General features: G+C 48.9%; 18 protein-coding genes and 1 tRNA gene. 7 read left to right on the top strand and 12 right to left on the bottom strand.

Features of this window, described 5'->3' with window-relative positions; genetic code table 11:
* Positions 1-11 precede the first annotated feature (11 nt).
* Complete coding sequence (locus tag AC1S5B_RS09360; protein WP_482035404.1) at positions 12-1,472, top strand: DEAD/DEAH box helicase; 1,461 nt, start codon at positions 12-14, stop codon at positions 1,470-1,472.
* Positions 1,473-1,605: 133 nt separating this feature from the next.
* Entirely contained in the window at positions 1,606-2,361 is a 756-nt protein-coding gene (locus AC1S5B_RS09355; RefSeq protein WP_482035403.1) for a 3'-5' exonuclease, read from the top strand.
* A gap of 56 nt (positions 2,362-2,417) precedes the next feature.
* Here the strand turns inward: AC1S5B_RS09355 and AC1S5B_RS09350 are convergent, their stop codons facing one another.
* Genes AC1S5B_RS09350 through pilM form a run of 4 tightly spaced genes read right to left on the bottom strand, consistent with a single transcriptional unit; the run spans position 2,418 to position 7,656 of the window.
* A complete protein-coding gene (locus AC1S5B_RS09350) occupies positions 2,418-4,784 on the bottom strand; it encodes a secretin N-terminal domain-containing protein (protein ID WP_482035402.1) in 2,367 nt (788 codons plus the stop codon).
* A 34-nt stretch (positions 4,785-4,818) separates the two neighbouring features.
* Entirely contained in the window at positions 4,819-5,682 is an 864-nt protein-coding gene (locus AC1S5B_RS09345; protein ID WP_482035401.1) for a hypothetical protein, read from the bottom strand.
* Positions 5,679-6,539, bottom strand: a complete 861-nt coding sequence (locus tag AC1S5B_RS09340) for a PilN domain-containing protein (protein WP_482035400.1) — start codon at positions 6,537-6,539, stop codon at positions 5,679-5,681. Before AC1S5B_RS09340 ends, AC1S5B_RS09345 begins: the two co-directional genes overlap by 4 nt.
* A 1-nt stretch (position 6,540) precedes the next feature.
* On the bottom strand, positions 6,541-7,656 hold the full coding sequence (pilM, locus tag AC1S5B_RS09335) for a type IV pilus assembly protein PilM (RefSeq protein WP_482035399.1): 1,116 nt from the start codon (positions 7,654-7,656) through the stop codon (positions 6,541-6,543).
* Positions 7,657-8,035: 379 nt separating this feature from the next.
* On the opposite strand from pilM, the gene AC1S5B_RS09330 reads away from it, so the two are divergent.
* Positions 8,036-9,535: a sensor histidine kinase gene (locus AC1S5B_RS09330; RefSeq protein ID WP_482035398.1), complete on the top strand. Its 1,500-nt coding sequence runs from the start codon at positions 8,036-8,038 to the stop codon at positions 9,533-9,535.
* Between the two features lie 51 nt (positions 9,536-9,586).
* On the opposite strand, the gene AC1S5B_RS09325 is transcribed toward AC1S5B_RS09330, so the two are convergent.
* The 3 genes from AC1S5B_RS09325 to AC1S5B_RS09315 form a co-directional block, all read right to left on the bottom strand.
* Positions 9,587-10,612, bottom strand: a complete 1,026-nt coding sequence (locus tag AC1S5B_RS09325; protein ID WP_482035397.1) for a hypothetical protein — start codon at positions 10,610-10,612, stop codon at positions 9,587-9,589.
* Between the two features lie 208 nt (positions 10,613-10,820).
* Positions 10,821-11,111 (bottom strand): Asp-tRNA(Asn)/Glu-tRNA(Gln) amidotransferase subunit GatC, encoded by a 291-nt coding sequence (gene gatC / locus AC1S5B_RS09320; RefSeq protein ID WP_482035396.1) that lies wholly within the window; start codon positions 11,109-11,111, stop codon positions 10,821-10,823.
* Between the two features lie 134 nt (positions 11,112-11,245).
* A complete protein-coding gene (locus AC1S5B_RS09315; RefSeq protein WP_482035395.1) occupies positions 11,246-11,767 on the bottom strand; it encodes a photosystem I assembly protein Ycf3 in 522 nt (173 codons plus the stop codon).
* Positions 11,768-12,070: 303 nt separating this feature from the next.
* Between AC1S5B_RS09315 and AC1S5B_RS09310 the strand changes: the two genes are divergently transcribed.
* Positions 12,071-13,372: an ATP synthase subunit B family protein gene (locus AC1S5B_RS09310; RefSeq protein WP_482035394.1), complete on the top strand. Its 1,302-nt coding sequence runs from the start codon at positions 12,071-12,073 to the stop codon at positions 13,370-13,372.
* A 60-nt stretch (positions 13,373-13,432) separates the two neighbouring features.
* A complete protein-coding gene (locus AC1S5B_RS09305; protein WP_482035393.1) occupies positions 13,433-14,287 on the top strand; it encodes a hypothetical protein in 855 nt (284 codons plus the stop codon).
* Between the two features lie 6 nt (positions 14,288-14,293).
* Here AC1S5B_RS09305 and AC1S5B_RS09300 read toward each other — a convergent pair whose 3' ends face one another.
* The gene (locus AC1S5B_RS09300; protein ID WP_482035392.1) at positions 14,294-15,523 is read right to left on the bottom strand and encodes a methionine gamma-lyase family protein; all 1,230 of its coding nucleotides are present in this window, start codon (positions 15,521-15,523) and stop codon (positions 14,294-14,296) included.
* Positions 15,524-15,662: 139 nt separating this feature from the next.
* On the opposite strand from AC1S5B_RS09300, the gene AC1S5B_RS09295 reads away from it, so the two are divergent.
* Positions 15,663-16,481 (top strand): acyl-CoA desaturase, encoded by an 819-nt coding sequence (locus tag AC1S5B_RS09295; RefSeq protein ID WP_482035391.1) that lies wholly within the window; start codon positions 15,663-15,665, stop codon positions 16,479-16,481.
* A 207-nt stretch (positions 16,482-16,688) separates the two neighbouring features.
* On the opposite strand, the gene AC1S5B_RS09290 is transcribed toward AC1S5B_RS09295, so the two are convergent.
* From AC1S5B_RS09290 to AC1S5B_RS09280, 3 genes are all read right to left on the bottom strand, one after another.
* Complete coding sequence (locus AC1S5B_RS09290; protein WP_482035390.1) at positions 16,689-17,954, bottom strand: glutamate-5-semialdehyde dehydrogenase; 1,266 nt, start codon at positions 17,952-17,954, stop codon at positions 16,689-16,691.
* 4 nt (positions 17,955-17,958) lie between these two features.
* Entirely contained in the window at positions 17,959-18,366 is a 408-nt protein-coding gene (locus tag AC1S5B_RS09285; RefSeq protein WP_482035389.1) for a hypothetical protein, read from the bottom strand.
* A gap of 271 nt (positions 18,367-18,637) precedes the next feature.
* Positions 18,638-18,709: transfer RNA gene (locus AC1S5B_RS09280), tRNA-Gly, on the bottom strand.
* Positions 18,710-18,786: 77 nt separating this feature from the next.
* Here AC1S5B_RS09280 and folB point away from each other — a divergent pair.
* Positions 18,787-19,164 carry a dihydroneopterin aldolase gene (folB, locus tag AC1S5B_RS09275; RefSeq protein WP_482035388.1) on the top strand — a complete coding sequence of 126 codons (378 nt, stop codon included), beginning with the start codon at positions 18,787-18,789 and terminating at the stop codon, positions 19,162-19,164.
* Here the strand turns inward: folB and AC1S5B_RS09270 are convergent.
* Positions 19,161-20,120, bottom strand: coding sequence for a hypothetical protein (locus tag AC1S5B_RS09270; RefSeq protein WP_482035387.1), 960 nt, complete (start codon positions 20,118-20,120; stop codon positions 19,161-19,163). The two genes, folB and AC1S5B_RS09270, sit on opposite strands and share 4 nt — an antisense overlap.
* Positions 20,121-20,282: the final 162 nt, after the last annotated feature.

Below are 20,282 nucleotides of genomic sequence, written 5' to 3'. Positions count from 1 at the left end.
CAGGAGATTCAATGACCCTTTCGTTTAACAGCCTTGGTCTGTCTGATGCCCGCGTCCGTTTTCTGGAGTCCTTAGGATTCACTGCCCCTACTCCGATCCAAGCGGAAGCGATCCCCCATTTGCTTGCGGGTCGTGATGTGGTGGGTCAAGCGCAAACAGGCACCGGAAAGACGGCGGCTTTTTCCTTACCGATCCTAGAGCGGATCGATGTGACGGCCCCTGTCGTACAGGCACTGGTTCTAACTCCGACTCGTGAGCTAGCAATGCAGGTTTGTCAGGCAATCCGCGATTTTAATGACGATCGCCGCTTAAAAATCGTTTCTATCTATGGGGGGCAAGCGATTGAGCCCCAAATTTCCCGGTTAAGACGAGGTGCCCAAATGGTAGTGGGAACTCCAGGTCGGGTGCTTGATTTGTTGAGCCGGGGTGACCTGAAGCTCAATAATGTTCAGTGGTTAGTGTTGGATGAAGCCGATGAAATGTTGAACATGGGCTTTATTCAAGATGTGGAAAAAATTCTGAATCAAGCGCCGACTGAGCGTCAAACCGCGTTTTTCTCTGCCACGATGGAACCCTCTGTTCGCAAATTGGTTGCTAAATTTTTGCGATCGCCCGTCACGATCACGATCGAGCAACCTAAAGCCGCTCCCAGCCGAATCAATCAAGTTGCCTACATGGTTCCTCGCGGTTGGACAAAGCCCCGCGCGCTTTTGCCCATCCTTGAGTTAGAAGATCCTGATTCTGCTTTGATCTTTGTTCGTACCCGCAAAGCAGCGGCTGACTTGACTAGTCAGTTGCAAGCCGCAGGGCACAGTGTCGATGAATATCATGGTGACTTGAGCCAATCTCAACGTGAGCGCCTATTGCTCCGGTTCCGCCAGCGCCAAGTGCGTTGGGTGGTGGCAACTGATATTGCCGCTCGTGGAATTCATGTGGATGACTTGACTCATGTGATTAACTACGATCTGCCCGATAGCGTCGAAAACTACGTTCATCGAATTGGACGGACTGGACGAGCCGGAAAGGAAGGCATGGCGCTAACCTTGGTTCACTCCATGGATCGCCGCAAGCTGAGAGACATTGAAAATCATGTCCGCCAGCGCTTGGAGATCGTTTCTATTCCGACTCGTGCCCAAATTGAAGCACGCCAGATCGAAAAGCTACAGGATAGCCTCAAAGAAGCGCTGGCTGGCGAACGGATGGCATCGTTCTTGCCAATTGTGGCGCAGCTTTCGGAAGAATACGAACCTCACGCGATCGCGGCGGCAGCGTTGCAAATGGCGTATGACCAAATCAGACCTGCTTGGATGCGTTCTTCCCAAGAAGCGGGTGGAGATTACAACGATGACGACAGAACTTCGTCACCCAAGCCCAAGCTGGTCAAACGGTCAAAACCCAGTGGCGGCAATCCGCGCCAAACCGCTTCCAGTTCTAACCGCTCCTCGTCTAACGGAGTCTCTAACAACAACTAAGCGATAACGCAGAATCGAGTCATTAGCTTTAAGAGGCGCGAAATTTCGCGCCTTTTTTCGATTAGATATTGTCAGCCATATTTAGCCCCCATAAACTGTGTTATCAACCGAGTTACTCCTTTTTTACCGTCGGATGAGTCAACAAGTTTTAACAGTCGTAGACGTAGAAACCACCGGACATCATCCCAACTCTAGCCGCGTGATTGAAATTTCGGTTTTACAAGCTAGCTTAAAGTCGGGTATTCATCACCAACAGACTCACTTAATTAATCCACAAGTGCCTGTGCCAGCCAGCATCACTCGATTCACAGGCATTTCTCAAGACATGGTGGATCAAGCAGCCTTCGCAAAAGATATTTGGCAGGACTATTTGCCGTTATTGAATACAGGTACATTGACGGCTCATAATCTCACGTTTGACTATGGCTTCCTCCAGTCAGAGTTTCATCATTTAGGTGTAAGCTTTGCTCGCCCCACTGCCGAACAATTCTGCACCGTGATTTTGGCGCGTCTGATGCTGCCTGACTTGCCATCTCGCAGTCTGCCCAATTTGGTGCAGCACTTTAACTTTCCGATCGCAACTTCTCATCGAGCCGAGGCAGATACTTTGGCGTGTTGGCTACTGGCAAAATTATTATTGACAGAAATTCAAACCGAATCAGACGACATATTGCTCGATCGCTTTGCCAAACAATGGATATCCCTGCGAAATGCCGCTGCAATTTTAGGGGAATCTACTCAACAAGCGCGTGATTCGCTCAAACAAGCAAACATTAAGCCGCGTTTAGTGGGACAGTATCAAACTCCTCAGTATCAGCGGGGAGAGGTAGAACACCTGTTTCGAGACAGCCAAAGTTCCAATCAACTTTCATTACTGCAAGATCTTTAAGCATAAAAAAGGCTGGGCGATCGCCCAGCCTCAAGAACCAACTCTCTTAGTTCTGTTTAGTTGCTGTTACCAGAATCAATGATCCTTTGCACTTCGCGACTGGGCGTGTAGCCATAGCCAAAAGCACTAGCGTTGGTGTCATCCAAAATCCGTGGGGTGACTAGCACAATCACCTCTCGCCGCTGGTTCTGCTTTTCAGTTCTGCGGAAGAGCGCTCCCAAAATAGGAATATCACCCAAAATAGGAATCTTGGTTACAGTGGCGCGGTCTTCATCTTGAATAATGCCCGACAGCAGCAGCGTTTGCCCATCTCGTACCCGCACCAGCCCTGAGTTAACACTTCGCCTAGCTAACAAGGTGATAGGGTTGGTCACAGTTTGCCCCTGATTGGTAAAGGAGATATTAACCGTTTGATCCGGTCGAGTAATCTCTGGATTGATCGTGAACGAAATAAATCCGTTGTCATCAATTTTTTCAATTCTAACGGGCAAGGTCAACCCGGCAGGCGCTTTTTCAACTTCAACCGTGATTTGGGTGGAGTTTTGAGTAGCGGTAACCTGTTGCCGAATGTTGGTGATGACTTCCTGCGCTAGCTGGACTTGCGCCTGCTGCCCTTCTTGCACCACTAGGGTGGGATCGGTCAGAATTTTAGCATTGCCCGCAGTGACAGCCGCCTGCAATTGCAGCAAGAAATTTCGTGTAAATCCGCCTGCATTATTTGCGATTGCGCCCCCAAAAATTGATGGTGCGGCTCCAATGGTGCTGCCCGTGTTCAGGGTGGAACTGAGTCCATTAAAGCTGGGAGTTTGTCGTCCAAAGTTCAGTAAGCCAATCCCACCCGTATTTACAAACTGCGAGTCGTTGACTCCAAAGGAGAAGCTGGCACCCACTCGATTAAAGGCGATCAAGTCGATATCAATCACTCGAACATTAATGGCAACCTGACGGCGACGCGCATCTAATTGGGTCAACAACGAAGTTGCCATTTCTATCTTCCTAGGAGATCCAACTAATGTAACGGAGTTTAAGCGTTCATCTGTTGCAACCGTGATACCCCGCAAGAGAAGTGGAGCAGTGCCCTCTTTAGCTTCAAGCGGACGGATCTCTGTATCTGTTTCTGACACTGATTCAGCATTTGCACCTTCACCAGTAACTCGCCTCCTTGTTATCGATACTGTCCGTAATGTAGATGCACCTAAACTACTGAGATAAGCTGCGGCAGCCGCCGCATTAGCTTGATTTAAACGAAGTGTTCTACTAATTAAACTACGAGCGGTATCTGGCAAACGAGGACTAATAAAAATGGTGCGTCCAACCCGATTTGCTTCTAATCCAGTGACTTGCAAAATATAGTTGAAAACATTCTGAACAGGCTCGTTTTCAATATCCAGGGTGATTTTGGGGCCGACACTATCCTGTACTACGGGTAAAGTTGTTTGAGCCGTTCCTCCAAGAGGCTGTGGGGGGACATAAGCAATGTTTAAGCCGACGGAACGAGCAAGGAGAGAGAGGGCTTCACGGGCAGAAGCATCCCTTAAAACTAGCCGGGGTACACGCTCACTGGTGCCTAAGTCAATTGACGATGCGGAAGAGTCCACTTGCCCAACGGCGATGTCGCCCACGGGGGGGGCGATCGCTCTGGGGAACGAGTTAGGCGCAAACGGCGGCACTGCTGGCGGTTGTTGATAGGCGGCACCATCTACTTTGATTTGGGGATTGGGCACTAAGGGAGCACCCCCTTGAAACGCAGGCAGTGGGCTTTGGTTTGGTTGCGATTGACCGGGAGGAGTAACGGATGCAGGCGGTAGTTGGGCGAGAGGCTGCTGGGTTGGCGTGAACGTTTGAGGCGCAGGAACGGTTAACGGTTGAACCGTGGGCAGGGGCGCTTGGAATGAGGGCGCAGGCAAAGGAGGCAGCGCGTTTCCGGGTTGAGCGCTACGAAGGGACGCATTGGCGGGCTTCGCGGCGATGGTGACAGGTTTCTTGCTTGGTGCGACCTTGGTTGCTTTGGCGGGGGTGGCGGTCATGCTAAACAGAAGGGCACCTTGATTGCGGGTGACTTGTCCGGCTACGGCAGATCCGCTACTGGTGACGGTGACCCGAACGCTAGTGCGATCGAGGGGGGCAACGGTTACCATCGAAATTCCAGGCGCAGGGTTTGCCTGCTTAAAACGTCCTCCTGGCATGGCAAGCTGCGTGTTAATTAAATCTGCTGTCCAAGTGCGACCGCGATTGACTGAAAATACCTGGGGGCGATCGCTGCCATTGGTGCGTAATACGAGTGTCGCGCCCTTGGCGGTAGGCGATATCTGCACCGCAGTCACCTGAGCCGCCGCAAAAACAGGCTGAGCCATTGCCACCATTGCAGCACTGCTCAACACACTGGTCATCAAAACTTGAGTTAATCCCTGATCCGGTTTCACGGTTCCTCCTCACATCATAAATAAGCGTCGGACATCACTTTGTCGGGGCAGGCGGCACTGCTGGAGCAGCCTTCACCACTTCATTGGGTTTTAATGGCAGCAATGCCTCTAGCTGAAATTTCGTCGTAATTTTAGGATCTGGCTGACAGGGTGATAATCGAGTAAAGTCTCCGGTGCCGGTATAAACCGTCGTGTTTTTTGATTTGTCGCTGAGGCTTGAGGTCAGTTCTCGAATCACCAGCAAAGGCTGAAGTCGTTCGATACTTTGCAAAATGGCAGCCGTCTGTTCATAGTTGCCGGATAACTCTACTGAAGCAACTTGGCGTTTCAACTTGCCATTCACCTCAGTACCGTAAGAACTATCTGTAATCACGCCCGTGCGATCCTTGTTGGGCGTAAAGCCTCTCAATTCAGCTTTGGCAGCGAGATCCCCGTACTTATCCTCAAACTCACGAATGTTTTGCTGGATAGTCGGCGAACAAAGCGCTAGTTTTTGCGATCGCCGCTTCCCTAAATCCACATTGCGAGCATCAATTTGACGATTGAGATCCAACAAAAGCGTATCTAACGAGGCTTCGCTAGCAAATAGAGTCAGGACATCATCTCTCTGCCGCTGAGCCGTTTCTAACTCTTTCCTAGCAGTGTCTATCTCTTGTTTAATAGCCGCCTGCTGCTGAATATCGTTTTCGGTTTGTTTCACTTTGGCATCCAATTGCTGATACCGCTCCCATTCAGGTAAACCCAAATAGAACAACAACGCTCCAGCACCGATTAAGCCCAACACTGCAAGGGCAATGCCACTAACCATCGGTGTAAACCGGATGCCAAACACCGTCGGATAATCGGGTTCGGCATCAAACTGCTGATCGCCAGGAATAAAGTCTCCACCTGCACTCATGGCTTAACGACCCCCTTCTGACGTAACGCTTCAATTCGAGTCACTAGCCCAGTCGCTTTTTTACTTTCTAGCTCTTGGAGTAGCTCCGAGGCAGGCACATCCGTTAGCTCAGTTTGGATGACAAACCCAACTTCACCCGGCAACTTTACCTTGTCTCTGTCTGCCGCCGCATTTGATCCGCCCACTTGAACCGCTTGGGGTAATTTGGGTTCACCCAACGCTGCACTCAGAATTTTAGTGGTGTCGGGTTTAACAAATTTAGACCGCTGCAAGATCAACAAAAAATCATTGACATCATTAAAACTGGTGGCTGAACCCGTAATTTGAATCACGCCGCTAGGAGGCGGGGGCGGGGGCGGGGCGGTGCCTGCGGCAGGGCTAGGGGCAGGGGCAGCGGCAGCGGGTGTAGCAGGACTGGGCTGAGGTAACGCCGCAATTTCTGCCGCAGTCAACTCTTTAATGTCGAGAATGCGGACTTTGGGTGGGGTGCGGGCGCTAATATCTCCAAATGTCGCCGACCATGGCTTAATGGTGTTGAATACCGTTGCAAATGCAGCAGTATCTGTCTTTGCTTGGGCTGTTTGAGCTTTAACTGAAGCTAGTTTTGCTTGCTCTGCCTGAATGGCGCTGATTTGAGCATCTAACTCTGCTTGACGCTGCTCAAGCTGCTGATTTTGGGATTGCAGAAAAAGCCATCCTCCGGCAGCCAGTCCTAACAACGCTAACCCTGTCCCTGCCCCTATCCAAAGAGGTCGTTTACTTTCAGGAGTGCCTAAATTTCGCCGTCGAGAACTTGGAGAAGGTTCTGATCGATATTCTGGACGATCCTTTAAAAAATTGATGTCTAAGCCGTACATACTACGAAACCTCCCGCAATCCTAAGCCCAGCACAACGCTGAGTCCTGCCCTTTGAGTGGGAGGAATGTCCTCGCCTACTTCGAGATCTAATGCGGCAATGGGATCAACCTGAGTACAAGGCAGGCTGAGCCGACTGGCAAAAAATTCATCCAACTGTCCGATCGCGGCACCTGGACCTGCCAGCAAAAGCTGCGCTACTTCCAAGTTTTCCCCCTGATTTAAGTAAAAATCGATTGAGCGCCGTAGCTCATCAGCTAGCTCTCCAATAATTCGCAGCATGGCAGCCGAGCCTGGATTGGTGCCAGCCATTTTTCCAGTACTGCCAATGGTGTCGGATGGCACGATGGGAATGGTCATCCCTTGCAATAAATCGGTTGTGCGAGAAGGGGGCAGATTCATAGCACGAGACAGAGCGCTTTGAATTTGGTAGGTGCCAATAGGAACCGTGCGAGAGAATTTAGGAACCCCGTCTTGGGCGATCGAAATTTCTGTACTCTCAAACTCAATATCTACGATCGCCACGGCTTCTTGGGAAGAAAATTGCCGTAGTTGCTCACGAATGGTGCGAATTAAGGCAAAACTTGCGACTTCTAAAACATTGAGTTTTAATCCGGCTGCTTCAAACGTGCGAATGTAAGCGTCCGTAATTTCTTTACGAGTTGCTACCAGCAAAACCTGAAATTTCTCAATGCCATCATCATCAACAAACAGCCCCAGTTTTTGATAGTCAACATCCGCTTCTTCGCGCGGAAACGGGAGGTATAAACCTGCTTCTTGGTTTAGCACCATCTCTCGCAGTTCGTTATCATCTAACTCCGCAGGCACCGGAATAATTCGGGTAACGGTATCGCGTCCACCCATAACCGCTGTGGTGACTTGCTTTGTCTTAATCTTATGTTCTGCAAATATGGATTGCAGTAGCTCTGCCATCCCTGGAGGGTCCATAATCTGCCCCTCTTGAAACATACCTTCAGGAACCGGAGCCGAAGCCAAAGTCGCAAGCTTAAGCACCTGTCCCTGCTTCCGTAGCTGAGCGACATTAATGCGATCGGGGGCAAGTTCGATACCAATCCCCTTAGTTTTTCTAGACAGTAAATTAGTTAAGGCTTTAACCACAATGTTGCCTGCTCAACTAAAGGTTTTGGACGAAAATAATTCACGGCTCGTAAATATAACCTAAGGGATTCAAGAACTAATGTATGGTACTCAACTTTGATTGAAATGAGCACTTTAATTAAAAAGATGACTTATTTCTATATCCCTTTTATCAGTAGCTAATTTCTGATTGAATCTCGCAGAAAGAAATTATAGAGGCGTTTCTTAAATTTGAAGCATTTGAGCGAGAAATTTGATTACTCCCTGTATCAGCGATGGTACACACAATTTTGAGAATTGCACACATTTTTTCGACCCTGCGTTAAACCCTGCGCTAGATTAATCACCCACCTGTCACACTAGCAAGGACAGGCTGTGAGTTTCACTGCGAGTTTTAAGGATGTTTCAAGCTACTCGTCGTCGCTTAGCACTATGGTATACGGCGGTTACAGCGGTGCTGTTGCTTCTATTTGCCAGTGGTGTGTTTTTCTATGTTCGCAGTACGCTAATTGAGCGGGTTGATGACACGCTAAACCATGTGGTGGAAGTGGTGCGGCGATCGCTGGTGATTGAACCGATCACCCTGCACGAGGAAGGTGGGCAATTGCGGGTCAACATCGAAGCCAGTTTTCGCGATAATGCTGCCTCTGTAGAAGACGATCGCATTGATATTGAATGGTTTAGCCCCACGGGAAAGCTGCTTTGGTCAACGCTTTCTGCGCCGCTACGGGTGCCGCTAAGGTCTACTTCCAAGGGTGAGACTGTCAGAATTCTTTCAGAAAAGTCATCCGCCGCGATTCATGAAACGCCAGCGGAGTCTCCCCTACAACTCCTTGGGAAAATCGCCCCGCCCACTTCACCCGTGCTGCCATCCGAGCCGCTCGTTTTGCGACAGGTGACTCAACGAGTCGAGTTAAGGCAGCAATTGCTAGGCTATCTGCGGGTTAGCCATCCCTGGTTTGAAGTGACCAAGCCTAGCCGTGAGTTCTTTTTCGATCTGGCAGTGGGCATTGGGCTAATGGTGGGCGCAGTGGGCGCGATCGGCTGGTTTTTATCAGAGCTAGCTATGCAGCCCATCCGCGAGTCTTATCAACGGCTCAAACAATTTACAGCCGACGCTTCTCACGAATTACGTAGCCCGATCGCCGTGATTCAAACCAATGTTCAAGTTGCACTAGCCGATCCCGAACCTGACTTGTCCACACAGCAAGATCATTTACGAGTCGTAGAACGATTGACCCGACGTTTGGGGCGATTAGTCGATGACTTACTATTTTTGGCACGCCAAGATAGCGGCAGTGTTCAGGCCCGATGGCAAATGGTCGATCTCGAAGTAGTTTTGAAAGAAGTGATTGAAGAACAGCAGATTTTGGCGGCGGAGAAGCAGATCGCGATCGCTGTGCAGCGAGTTGAACCGGGTAAAGAGTCTGGAATAGCAACCTCTTTAATCGCACCTTTTTCGGCAATGACCGAACAAGCAACCGCAATCTCGACCCAACTGCCTCACAAAAGCTGGACAGTAGTGCAAGGCGATCGCGATCGGCTGTTTCGGTTATTTACCAACCTGATTGGCAACGCCGTAAAATATACACCCGCCAACGGCAAAGTCAATTTAGAACTCCAGCGAATTGGGCGATTGAATCACTTTTTCCTACAAGTAGCGATTACGGATACGGGCATTGGTATTCCGCCTGAAGCCTTGCCACAGTTGTTTGACCGTTTCTATCGCGTTGATCCGGCTCGCAGCCAAGCTTCTGCGAAAGGTTCAGGCTTAGGATTGGCGATCGCTCAAGCGATCGTCCAAAACCATCAAGGTCAGATTCATATCACCAGCATCCCTAACCAGGGAACCACGGTTGAAGTCACCTTGCCACTGCGCCAAGAAGCAATTAAAGACTGACGAATGTCGAATGTCGAATTTTAAGTTTGCTCCTCGCCCTCTTGATTGCCATTAGTCATATTTTTCAATCCCTAGCAGGTTCACTTCTTCGTAGGCTGCAAGCTGTAATTTTAAGGATTGATTTTGGTCTTCAATGTCTTTCAATTCGCCTAAGCGCTCTAAAATACGGCGGGTGAAGTTTTCGGCATCGGGTAGCTGGTCGGCAATCCAAGATGTGTCGATTTCTATTTCAATCATTTTCAACATGTGTTGATATTCCCGCATCAATCGTTGATTATTGGAAATCTGCTTGTTCAGGATATCAACAGCCGTCGTGGCGCGATAAATTCGGGCTGAGTAAATTGCTTGATCAACCTGTGCCATTTTTTGCTTCAATGTGCTGATCTGATCAATGAGTAGTTGATTGGATTGACATTCATGGGTGAGTTCAGTGACACGCTGCTCTAATTTACGCTGCTGCGCTAACAACCGTTGATCGGCAATGAGGCGTAGCCCTTCGGCTTGGGTCGCATTTAATGGGGGGCTACTCAACTGGGCGTTGTGAGTGAGCTTGAGGTATGCCAACACGCCGATCGCGCTGACAATAGCAGCAAAAAATACGTTGCCACCGGTGAGAAAAGACAGCAGCACTAATCCAGTCACCAGAGTAATTAGGATAATGACATGCTGATTAGTGCCGGGAACTGGATTGGGTAAAACATAGCTCTTGCCCGTAGTGTGATTGGCGATCGCCACCAATCGGTTCATCAAATATCCCTGCATGGTATACAGCACCGACACCACATCCCCTCGATGAACCGGAATCACATCATTTTTACCGGGAACCGAAAACTGGAGACATTTTAGGGTGCGATCGGCAGTGGTAATTTGGAACGTATAATGCCGTTTGTAAAAGCTAGGAAGTTTGGAAGTCAAATATAGGAGCGCCTCGGTGACTGAAGAGCGCTTAGACAGCTTGCCATACACCACTCCATACCGCTGACTACACGATAAACAAGTTACCTGCATAGGAGTGACGTTGCGATGCGAATCGGCGATCGGTTGTTTGCAGGAAGGACAGTACAGTGAAAGTCTCATTGCCAGATTTAATCAGGGGTAAACAAAGGCAGTTCCGCACCACGATCTTCTTCCTATGGGAAGAACTAAACATTTGTTCCTGGATCTTAGCGAGTCTTTTCCAATTCCTGGGAAATCGATCTCTGAGGTTTGTAAAGATTTAGGCGATCAAGGTGTGAGAATCTTTCGTCCAGAAGCTGGCACCTTCTATTTTACTAACCGTTATTTCCTAATCAGTCGCAATGATTTGAGGGACTTTAAAGAATTCGCCATCGCGGTCGGGGGCGCTCTCCAAAATAGCCTCGCGATCGCTGTGAGTTTCTAACACATCGGGTCGGGTGATGTTACTCGCGTCGATCGCCCGAAAGGTTGGCTCAATGTTGGTTACATCCAGTTCGCTCAACTGCTCAAAATAATCCAAAATACCGTTCAACTGCGTGGTGAACATTTCTTCTTCAGCCGTCGATAATTCTAATCGAGCTAGGTGGGCAACTTTATGAACTTGTTCGCGATCAATCATGAGTAGAAAGAATTAGAGGAGACAGAAAAAAGAAGAGAGAAGAGCCTTGTTTTCAACCCTTCGCCCTAAGGGAGAAAGGAGTGATTTCAAAGAACTCTCCCGAAGAGAGGAATTTAGGGTGAGGGCAATTTGAGTTAGAAGAACACGTCAATTTGTGATCTTCCGGTCGTCTTCATCCAGTTTTGGGCTTCAATATAGTTGTTCGGAGCATTACGGATGGCGCGTTTCCAGTAGTCAGCCGCTTGGTCAAACCATTCTTCTGCTTCTTCTTCTTTCCCTTCTTCTTCTGCCCGTTCCCCTTTGTAGTGAAAGATAACGGCAACATTGTTCAATGTTTGGGGCATTCGAGGATTAATCTCGATCGATTGAAAGTAATAATCGAGCGCTCGATCATGTTCGCCATTGCTGGCATGGATCAGCCCAATATTGTAAAGAATATAGCTGCGATCGTTGTCGTCTTCCTCCAGCTTGAGAGCTTCGTGGTAGTTTTCAAGCGCCTCAGCATACTCTCCATCGGCTTGGGCAGACATACCATCCCGATAATAGGCAAACGCTATCTTTTCTTTTCTGGTCGCAGGCAGTAGCTTCAAAATCAGGTCTGCCATGACCGTAAAACTTTTGTCGATGAAGTTGTCGTTACGTTGGGTTCTGGGCATAAAGCAAAAGAGAGTAAGGTCGGCTAATCTGCTGATCTAGTGGGGTGCGATCGCAAGACGCTCTCTAGTTTAACGTCCTCTTGAAGCAAAAATATAGGCAAAAAGCGTTAAGAAGGATGTCAGGTATCCGGTTTCGGGTGTCGGGGATTGAAGGCAAGGAGCCGATTATTTTCTAATTCCAGCCCCCTAATTTCCTAACTCTTGGATCGCCACGACGGTTTTCTCTCCCTCCCCAGCCTTATACAGAATTTCTATACTGTAGATAGATTACAAGATCACCATCTCAAGCAAAGCAGTGGAACGATGTCCATGACTCCAAACCCAGATATTATGCAAGCTGTAGAACGATTGGACTACCGCGTCACTGTGGGTGATGTGGCGGCTCAAGCTGGGTTAGAGGTGGCGATCGCAGAGCAAGGCTTGTTGGCGTTGGCATCACAAGTTAGCGGACATCTTCAGGTGGCTGAGTCTGGCGATGTAGTCTATCTTTTTCCGCCAGAGTTCCGCTCCATCTTGCGAAACAAATATTTTCGGCTTCAGCTTGAAGAGTGGTGGGAAAAGATTTGGCGGGTTCTGTTTTACCTGATTCGGATCTCTTTCGGCATTTTGCTGGTTGCGTCCATCCTCCTGATTTTCTTATCAATTTTGCTGATTACCATTTCGCTGAGTGCGGCAACGAATGACGATAACGATTCTGACAGCGGAATTAGGATGCCGTCTATTGGGTTTGGTCCTGATATCTGGTGGATTTTTTATCCTGATTACTCAAGCCGCCGTGTCGCTCATCGCCCTGATTCCGGTGGGGAAAAGTCTTCTCTCAACTTTTTAGAAGCAATATTTTCGTTTTTGTTTGGCGATGGCAACCCGAATGCAGATTTGGAAGATCGGCGTTGGAGGGCTATCGCAATTGCCATTCGCAACCAAAAAGGTGCCGTCGTTGCTGAGCAGTTGGCACCTTACTTAGATGAGGTGGGTCAAGGCTATGCCCGTGAGTATGAAGAATATATGCTACCTGTGTTGACTCGCTTTAATGGACGACCGGAAGTTAGCCCAGAGGGGGGCTTAGTCTACCATTTTCCTGAACTACAAACGAGCGCGATTGAACAGCGTTTACAGCCGATCGCGGCTTATTTGAGAGAGTTGCCCTGGCGATTTAGTCAGGCAAGTGGTGGGCAAATTACGCTGGCGATCGGGTTAGGGGCGGTCAATTTAATAGGTGCCCTAGCGTTAGGAAACCTTTTAGCAGGCGGCGTTGTTGCGGCACAAATGGGCGGTTTAGTTGCCTTTGTGCAGGCGATTTTTTGGGTTCTATTAGGCTATGGATCGGCATTTTTGGCAATTCCGCTTTTACGCTATTTTTGGATTCAGTGGCGCAACCGTAAAGTGGAAAGTCGGAATCAAGCCCGACAAGAGCGAGCCGTTTTTCTGAATGAAGCAGATCAAGATTTGCAGAAAAAGATACTTTATGCTCAGCAATTTGCGGCGGAAACGGTTGTTACTACGGATAACTTGGCATACACCACGGAACAAGATTTGATTGAGCAGGAAATTGAGCAGACTGACAAGATTGATGCAGAATGGCAACGCCGTTTGGAACAGGGGTGATCGGTGTGCTATTGGCTCACTGATCACGGTAGGATACAGATGCATTAACAGAATTTAACAATGGTAGAACGTCCGATCAAAAAATCTGAGCGCATAGAAAAAGTTGCCTCGGAAGGAGAGACTTTACCTGTCCAGCCGTCTGGACAGCGGGAAGATCGTCCACGTCCAGTTCGGAGTCAAGATCGTCCGGTTGGCGATCGTCCGACTGGAGACCTCCCGACTGAAGATCGTCCTAGCGTAGATCGTCCCAGTGTAGGTCGTCCAAATCGCGATAAAGACCGTCCGAGCCGAAGTGAGGATCGTCCCAGTGGTGACAGAGACCGCGATCGCAAAGGCAAGGGTGGCAGAGGCGGCGATCGCAAGGAAGAGTTCAAACCTCCTGCCAATGTGGCTTTGATGAGAGGACCCAAACCCCCTAGAGTCAAATCTAAAGCGGAGATTGAAGCAGAAGAAGCCGCAGCCATAGAAGCGGCTGCCAAAGCTGAGGCAGAAGCGGCGGCAAAGGCAGAAGCAGAAGCGGCGGCGAAACTTGCTGCTGAGGAAGCGGCGGCAAAAGCTGAGGCAGAAGCCCTAGAAGCAGCGGAAGCTGGGGCTGAAGCAGAAGTGACTGAGCCTGCAATTGCAGTTGAAGAATCGGCTGAAGTCGCTGAAGTCGTATCTGAACCTGTGGAATCCGTTCCAGAAGCTGTGGCTCCTGTGGCAGAAGCTGCTCCCATTCCGGCTGAAACTGCTGCTGATGGGGCGATCGCTCCGCTTGAAGCATCTTTGCCTGAAACAGTTGCTGAAGTCATATCTGAACCAATGTCTGAACCCATTGAGGAGGTTCCAGAACTGGGAGGCGCTCCGGTGGTGAAAGGTCCTGCTGCCCCTATTAAGAAGATAAAGACACCTGAGTCTGGGAAGCCTGAAAGCTAAAGCTAGTTAGATAGCCGCGATCGCGTCAATGGCAGCTTCCAATGCGATCGCCACATGAGTCCAATGGGTTCCTCCTTGGCAAAAAACCGTGTAGGGCGATCGCAAGGGTCCATCTGCTGAAAGCTCAGAGGTGCTGCCATCAATAAACGTGCCGCCTGCCATGACTAACTCGCTTGCATACCCCGGCATTGGGGCTGGCATCGGGTCAAGATAGGAACCAATGGGTGACTGTTGCTGAACCGCACGGCAAAAAGCAATGAGTTTATCCGGTGAACCCAACTGGACTGCTTGGATCACATCCCGGCGGGGAGCCATGGGCAATGGGTTGACTGGATATCCCAATTGGTCAAACACATAAGCGGTTAAATGGTTGCCCTTCATCGCTTCTCCCACCATTTGCGGGGCGAGAAACAGCCCTTGAAACAACAGCCGATTTTGGTCAAAGGTGGCACCGCCTGAACTGCCAATCCCCGGAGCCGTCAGCCGACAGGTTGCCATTTCTACTAGATCTGCTCGTCCGGCGACATAGCCGCCTGCGGTCACAATCGTACCGCCTGGATTTTTGATCAGTGACCCTGCCATCAAATCTGCACCCACACTCGTCGGTTCACGCGACTCAACAAACTCGCCATAGCAGTTATCCACAAAACAAATCGTGTTTGGGTTCTGCTGTTTGACAATTTGAACAATTTTTTCAATATCCGCGATCGCCAAACTCGATCGCCAAGAATATCCACAGGATCGCTGAATCAACACCAGGCGCGTCTCTGATTTGATAGCATGAGCTAGTGTTTTCCAGTCAATCTCGCCTGTTACGGTGAGATCTAGCTGGCGATAGTCAATCCCAAACTCTGCTAAGGAACCCTGCTGATGCCCCCGTAGACCAATCACTTCTTCTAACGTGTCGTAAGGGGCACCCGCCACGGCAAGCATTTCGTCTCCTGGACGAAGCACGCCATACAACGCACAGGCGATCGCGTGAGTCCCAGACACAAATTGAACCCGTACCGCAGCCGCCTCTGCCCCCATCACTTGAGCAAATACCCGATCCAGCACTTCCCTCCCTAAATCGCTATGTCCATACCCTGTCACTCCAGAAAAGTGGTGCGCCCCAACTCGGTGCTGGCGAAAGGCTGCTAGTAGACGTTTCAGGTTTTCCTTGACCTGTGTGTCAATACCAGAAAAAATCAGGGATAGTGCGTGTTCTGCTTCCTTTAAAAGAATTGGGCTGTTCATTTTCCGCTTGTTTCTCCAAAATAATTCTCAACGCCTTGTGCTGAGGTAGCGAATCTACCCATCTCCGCGATGAGATCTCTAGAACGAGCGTCTAGTTTCGCGCCAATTTGGCATTGTACTTCTCATTTAGGACGAATGCATGACTGTTGCAACTTCAAACAAACCACTTAAGTTAGATTTGCCGGTAGTTTTATTTATGGTGATTGTGCATGGTGGTGCACTGTTTGCCTTGTTGCCAAGCAACTTTAGCTGGGCAGCCGTAGGAGTCGCGATTTTCCTACATTGGGTGACTGGCGGCTTAGGAATTACCCTGGGGTTCCATCGCCTCGTCACTCACCGCAGTTTCCAAACGCCTAAACTGGTTGAATATTTCCTGGTTCTATGTGGCACTTTATCCTGCCAGGGCGGTGTGACTGAATGGGTCGGAATGCATCGTTTTCACCATCTCCATTCCGATCATGACCAAGATCCCCATGACTCGAAACGCGGCTTTTGGTGGAGCCACATGGGCTGGATGCTATTTGATATTCCCATGCGTGATCAGGTGCCCCGGTTCACAAAAGATATCAACGATGATCCGGTCTATCAGTTTTTTAACAAGTACTTTATTCCGCTTCAGATTGCGCTGGGAGTATTGCTATATGCGATCGGGGGATGGCCGTTTGTAGTATGGGGCGTGTTTGTTCGCCTGATCGCGGTTTTCCACTGCACTTGGCTAGTGAACAGCGCCACTCACATGTTTGGCTACCAAAGTCATGAATCCAATGACAATTCTCGCAATTGCTGGTGGGTTGCGCTGCTAACTTATGGAGAAGGCTGGCACAACAACCATCACGCCTATCAACATTCGGCTCGTCATGGGTTGCAGTGGTGGGAAATTGATATGACCTGGATGACTATTCAATTTTTGCAGTCGGTAGGGTTAGCAAGCAAGGTTAAATTGGTGGGCAAAGATTAACTTCTTAGGTTTCAGGTTTCAGGTTTCAGGGGCTAGGTTTCGGTAGTGTTCTAGATTGGCTGGTAGAGACGCAGAATTTTGCGTCTCTATTGCGTTTTAGGGTGTTTTGGGATTAATGCAGCAGCTATTTGGAACATTGCTCTGAGAAAACCAGAGTGGAGTTTTGGCAAGCGAAAACTGCTTTAACTCGATCTGCAACTATGGGGTTCAGAATTGCCCTGTCCCTTGAATAATGTGCTTCACCGTCGTGAGTGTCTCTAGGCTAATGGGACCACGGCGGTGTCCTTTTTGGTTAGACATGCCTAGAAAAATGGAATCTCCTCGCTTAGGATTGCGGGAAAATCGGGGGGATGCATTGATGTAAGTAGAGGCGCTGTTAATTCCTAGAGCAAATTGGCGACTTTCTGGATAGGATTCGGTGACTAAACAATCGGCATGTCCGCTGCTGTTTAAGTTGATCCAGGCGATCGCCTCATCTAGGCTAGAAACAAGCTTAAAAGCAATTACCTTTGCTAGATAGGCTTGTCGCCATTCTCCCTCTTCTGCTAGCCGCAAATCGGGAAACTCGGCTGATAAGATGGCATCTCCGCGCAACTCAAACCCTTTTTCCCGCAGCCTATCCCACAACATTAAAAGCGAGGAAGGATTTTGGCTGGGATGAATCAAGACTTTTTCGATCGCATTCACGGGGTCAGGTTCGCTTTGGTGGCTGTCTAAAATCATCCAGCGAACCGCTTCTAACCCGCCGGAAGGCGACCAATACAAATAACAGTTGCCCATGGCAGATTTTAAGACAGGAGCCGTTGCCTGTCGGACAATCTGCTGTACCAGGCTAGGACGACCGTAAGGAATAATTAAGTTTAAATATTGATCCTGAACAATCAGATCCCGGACTAAAGTGCTGTGGTCGGATGTTATGGCTTGAAGACATCCTTCCGGTAAGCCTACTTTCTCAATCGCTGACCAAAGCGCTTGGGCGATCGCGGCATTAGAGTGGCTTGCTTCGCTGCCTCCCTTCAGAACCAAACTATTGCCCGTTTTGATGCACAACCCCGCTGCTACTGCCGCCAACTCTGGAAACGCCTCATAAATCATGGCGATTACGCCTAAGGGCATCAGTTGCGAATAGATCTGGCAATGATCAATTTGGTATGCCGCATCCATCACGCGCCCAATCGGGTCGGGTAGCTCACTAAGCCGTTTAAGAAGTTGAACCGCCGTTTGCAGACGCTCAGGGGTAAGTTTCAGCCATTCTAAAATCAGGTCAGGCACCGCCATTTCTCGGCTGGCTTCTAGGTCTAAAGTATTCGCTTCAAGAATGTCATTTTGAGCTTGTTTTAGGGCTTCTGCCATGGCATAAACCGCCTGACTCCGCAGCACTCCTCTCGTAGTAGATAAATGAATCGAAGCTCGATGGGCAGCTTGGACAGCCGCAATTGGATCAGAAGTGAGACCAAGAAAATCCGTCGTCATCGGGTTACCGTCTATATGCCAGTAAGACCATTAAGGCTGGAAGCAGTGCTAGCAGCATAATACCAATCACCAAAACCGCACTATGGGAGGCTGGCTTAGCGTTAAGTGCCAGGGGTAGCCAGATCACCAGCATGATAAAGACGATGCCCAGGGCGATCGGCAAGTAATTGTCTCTAAAATTGGGATTGGCAATATGCCACTGATGCCCGTTCCATCGCCAAGCTTTCTTATAGGGATAACTACTGGCTAGATGTTCCAATACTTGTCCAGTTTCATCCACCACAAAGATTTGCTGGCAACGATTACACCCAAAAGCTTCGGTTAGAGCGATCGGAGCCAATTGACCTTTACGACGACAAGGACAGGGATATTCTTGGTTTAAATCAATCTTCTGGGATTTTTGCGGTTGCACAGGCAGAACCAGGACTGAAGTTGCTAGTTTTTTGGCTAAGAATGGCTACCTACCCGCTGAGGCAAGCTTTCGTAATCAAGCTTTTCTATTTCCTCAGGAATAATAGGATTTGCTACGGATTACTGGTAAGCGCAACGATTGTTAATTATTGGAATCTTATCACTCTAGCCCTAAAGTCGGCAGGGCTTTGATAAACTCACGATCGCAGATGCCCAGTGGGTTAAGCCACTAGAGCTTATGATAAATCTTTAGTAAAAGATTTTGTGGTAAAAGCGGGTGACGAGATTCGAACTCGTGACATCAACCTTGGCAAGGTTGCGCTCTACCACTGAGCCACACCCGCATAATTCAGCCGATCAATAGATTCGCATTTAACTACGCTTTCTGTCAACCCCAATCTAATAGTTTCTAAATTTTTTCATGGATATTATTCGTCTCACAGGCATTCGTGGCTATGGTTATGTTGGCGCACTGCCAGAAGAACAGATTCTAGGGCAGTGGTTTGAGGTAAACATAACGCTGATGCTCGATCTGGCAACCGCCGGACAGAGCGATCGCTTAGAGGACACCCTTAACTACTGCTCAGTGGTTGAAACAGTGCAGCATTTGATTCAAACGTCCAAGTTTGCCTTGCTAGAAAAACTGGCAAGTGCGATCGCAGAGGCTATCTTACAGACTAGCCCCGCTAAAATTGCCATTCACCAAGTCACCATCGCACTGACCAAACTAACTCCGCCTATTCCACACTTCAGCGGTCAGGTGACGGTTGAAATCACACGCAAGTCATTAGATTCTTAGCTAGAAGTTTGGATGGTTTGGGCGATCGCGGCTGCCACTTCTTTACTTTTCCAATAGCTGCCGTGGGCATCGCCGCCATTAATCAGCGGCAGCATCGTTTGACTAAAAGGCTTCATTAAAAAATTAGCAGGAATCACAATATCTTCAATTCGCACCGTATCTTTCGCGCCTTCTAGCAAGATTGGCAAAAGCCCTGCTAGCGGATAGGCGATCGGATCGCCGGGGTGGGCATAGTTACGCCAAGGTAAGGGGTTGCTCTGTCTTTGCGTATAAAGCGACTCCAGCAATTCTTTCAACTTGGGTGTGAGGTTAAAACTGCGACCGCCAGAGGCATTAATCAGGCTGAATAAGGAGATTGGCGAACCCATTGTATGAATGCTAGCGACTGGAATGCCGAACTGTTGATTTTCTTGAAAGCCCAACCCAAAAAAGCCCGTGCGAATATTTTCAATATTTTGTCGGGTTTCAGGTTCCACTTCAGCCGCTTCCCAACGGGGCGCAAACAAAATATCAAATAAGATCACAGTGCCCCAGCTATGGGTGACTAGATGAATACGATCGCCCTGCAATTTGCGACCCTCAGGAGGCGATTTTAGCTCGTCTAAAGTCAGCCCAATTTGTTCCAGCGCTTGATCACTAATTTTTCGAACCAGCTTCGCGCTCACATGACGACTGAGGTATAAAGCCGCATCGCCAACAAAGGGCAAAATCTGTTGAGTTCGCAGTTTTTGAAACCAAAAATCAGACCATTTGGGTGAAGCTTGCAGCCCTTCTAGTAATAAACCCGTCGCCTCTTCGCTCACATTTCCCCAGAACAGGTAGATCGGCTCTAATGTCCTAGATGAATTGCTAACCGATGATTGAATGCGCTTGAATAGAAGCTCGGCATCTTGACGAAAGCTTTTTTCGCTGCGAGTATTCACTCCATGAATAAATAGCACGTAGTCTGTTGGCATTTTAGAAGCCTCTACTTAATTTTTTTGGAGAGATGATTCTAAAAGTTAGGATACGAGCGATCGCGCCTTGATTACGGTAAACCTTTGCAACGCATCGTTTTTTAATGACGGACTTTTAATGATAAACCGCGCGATCGCACGGCTGGAAAAATTGATAAGCTT

It is taken from the genome of Leptolyngbya sp. CALU 1928 (genome assembly GCF_056784215.1).
This window is presented reverse-complemented; position numbering and strand designations above follow the sequence as displayed.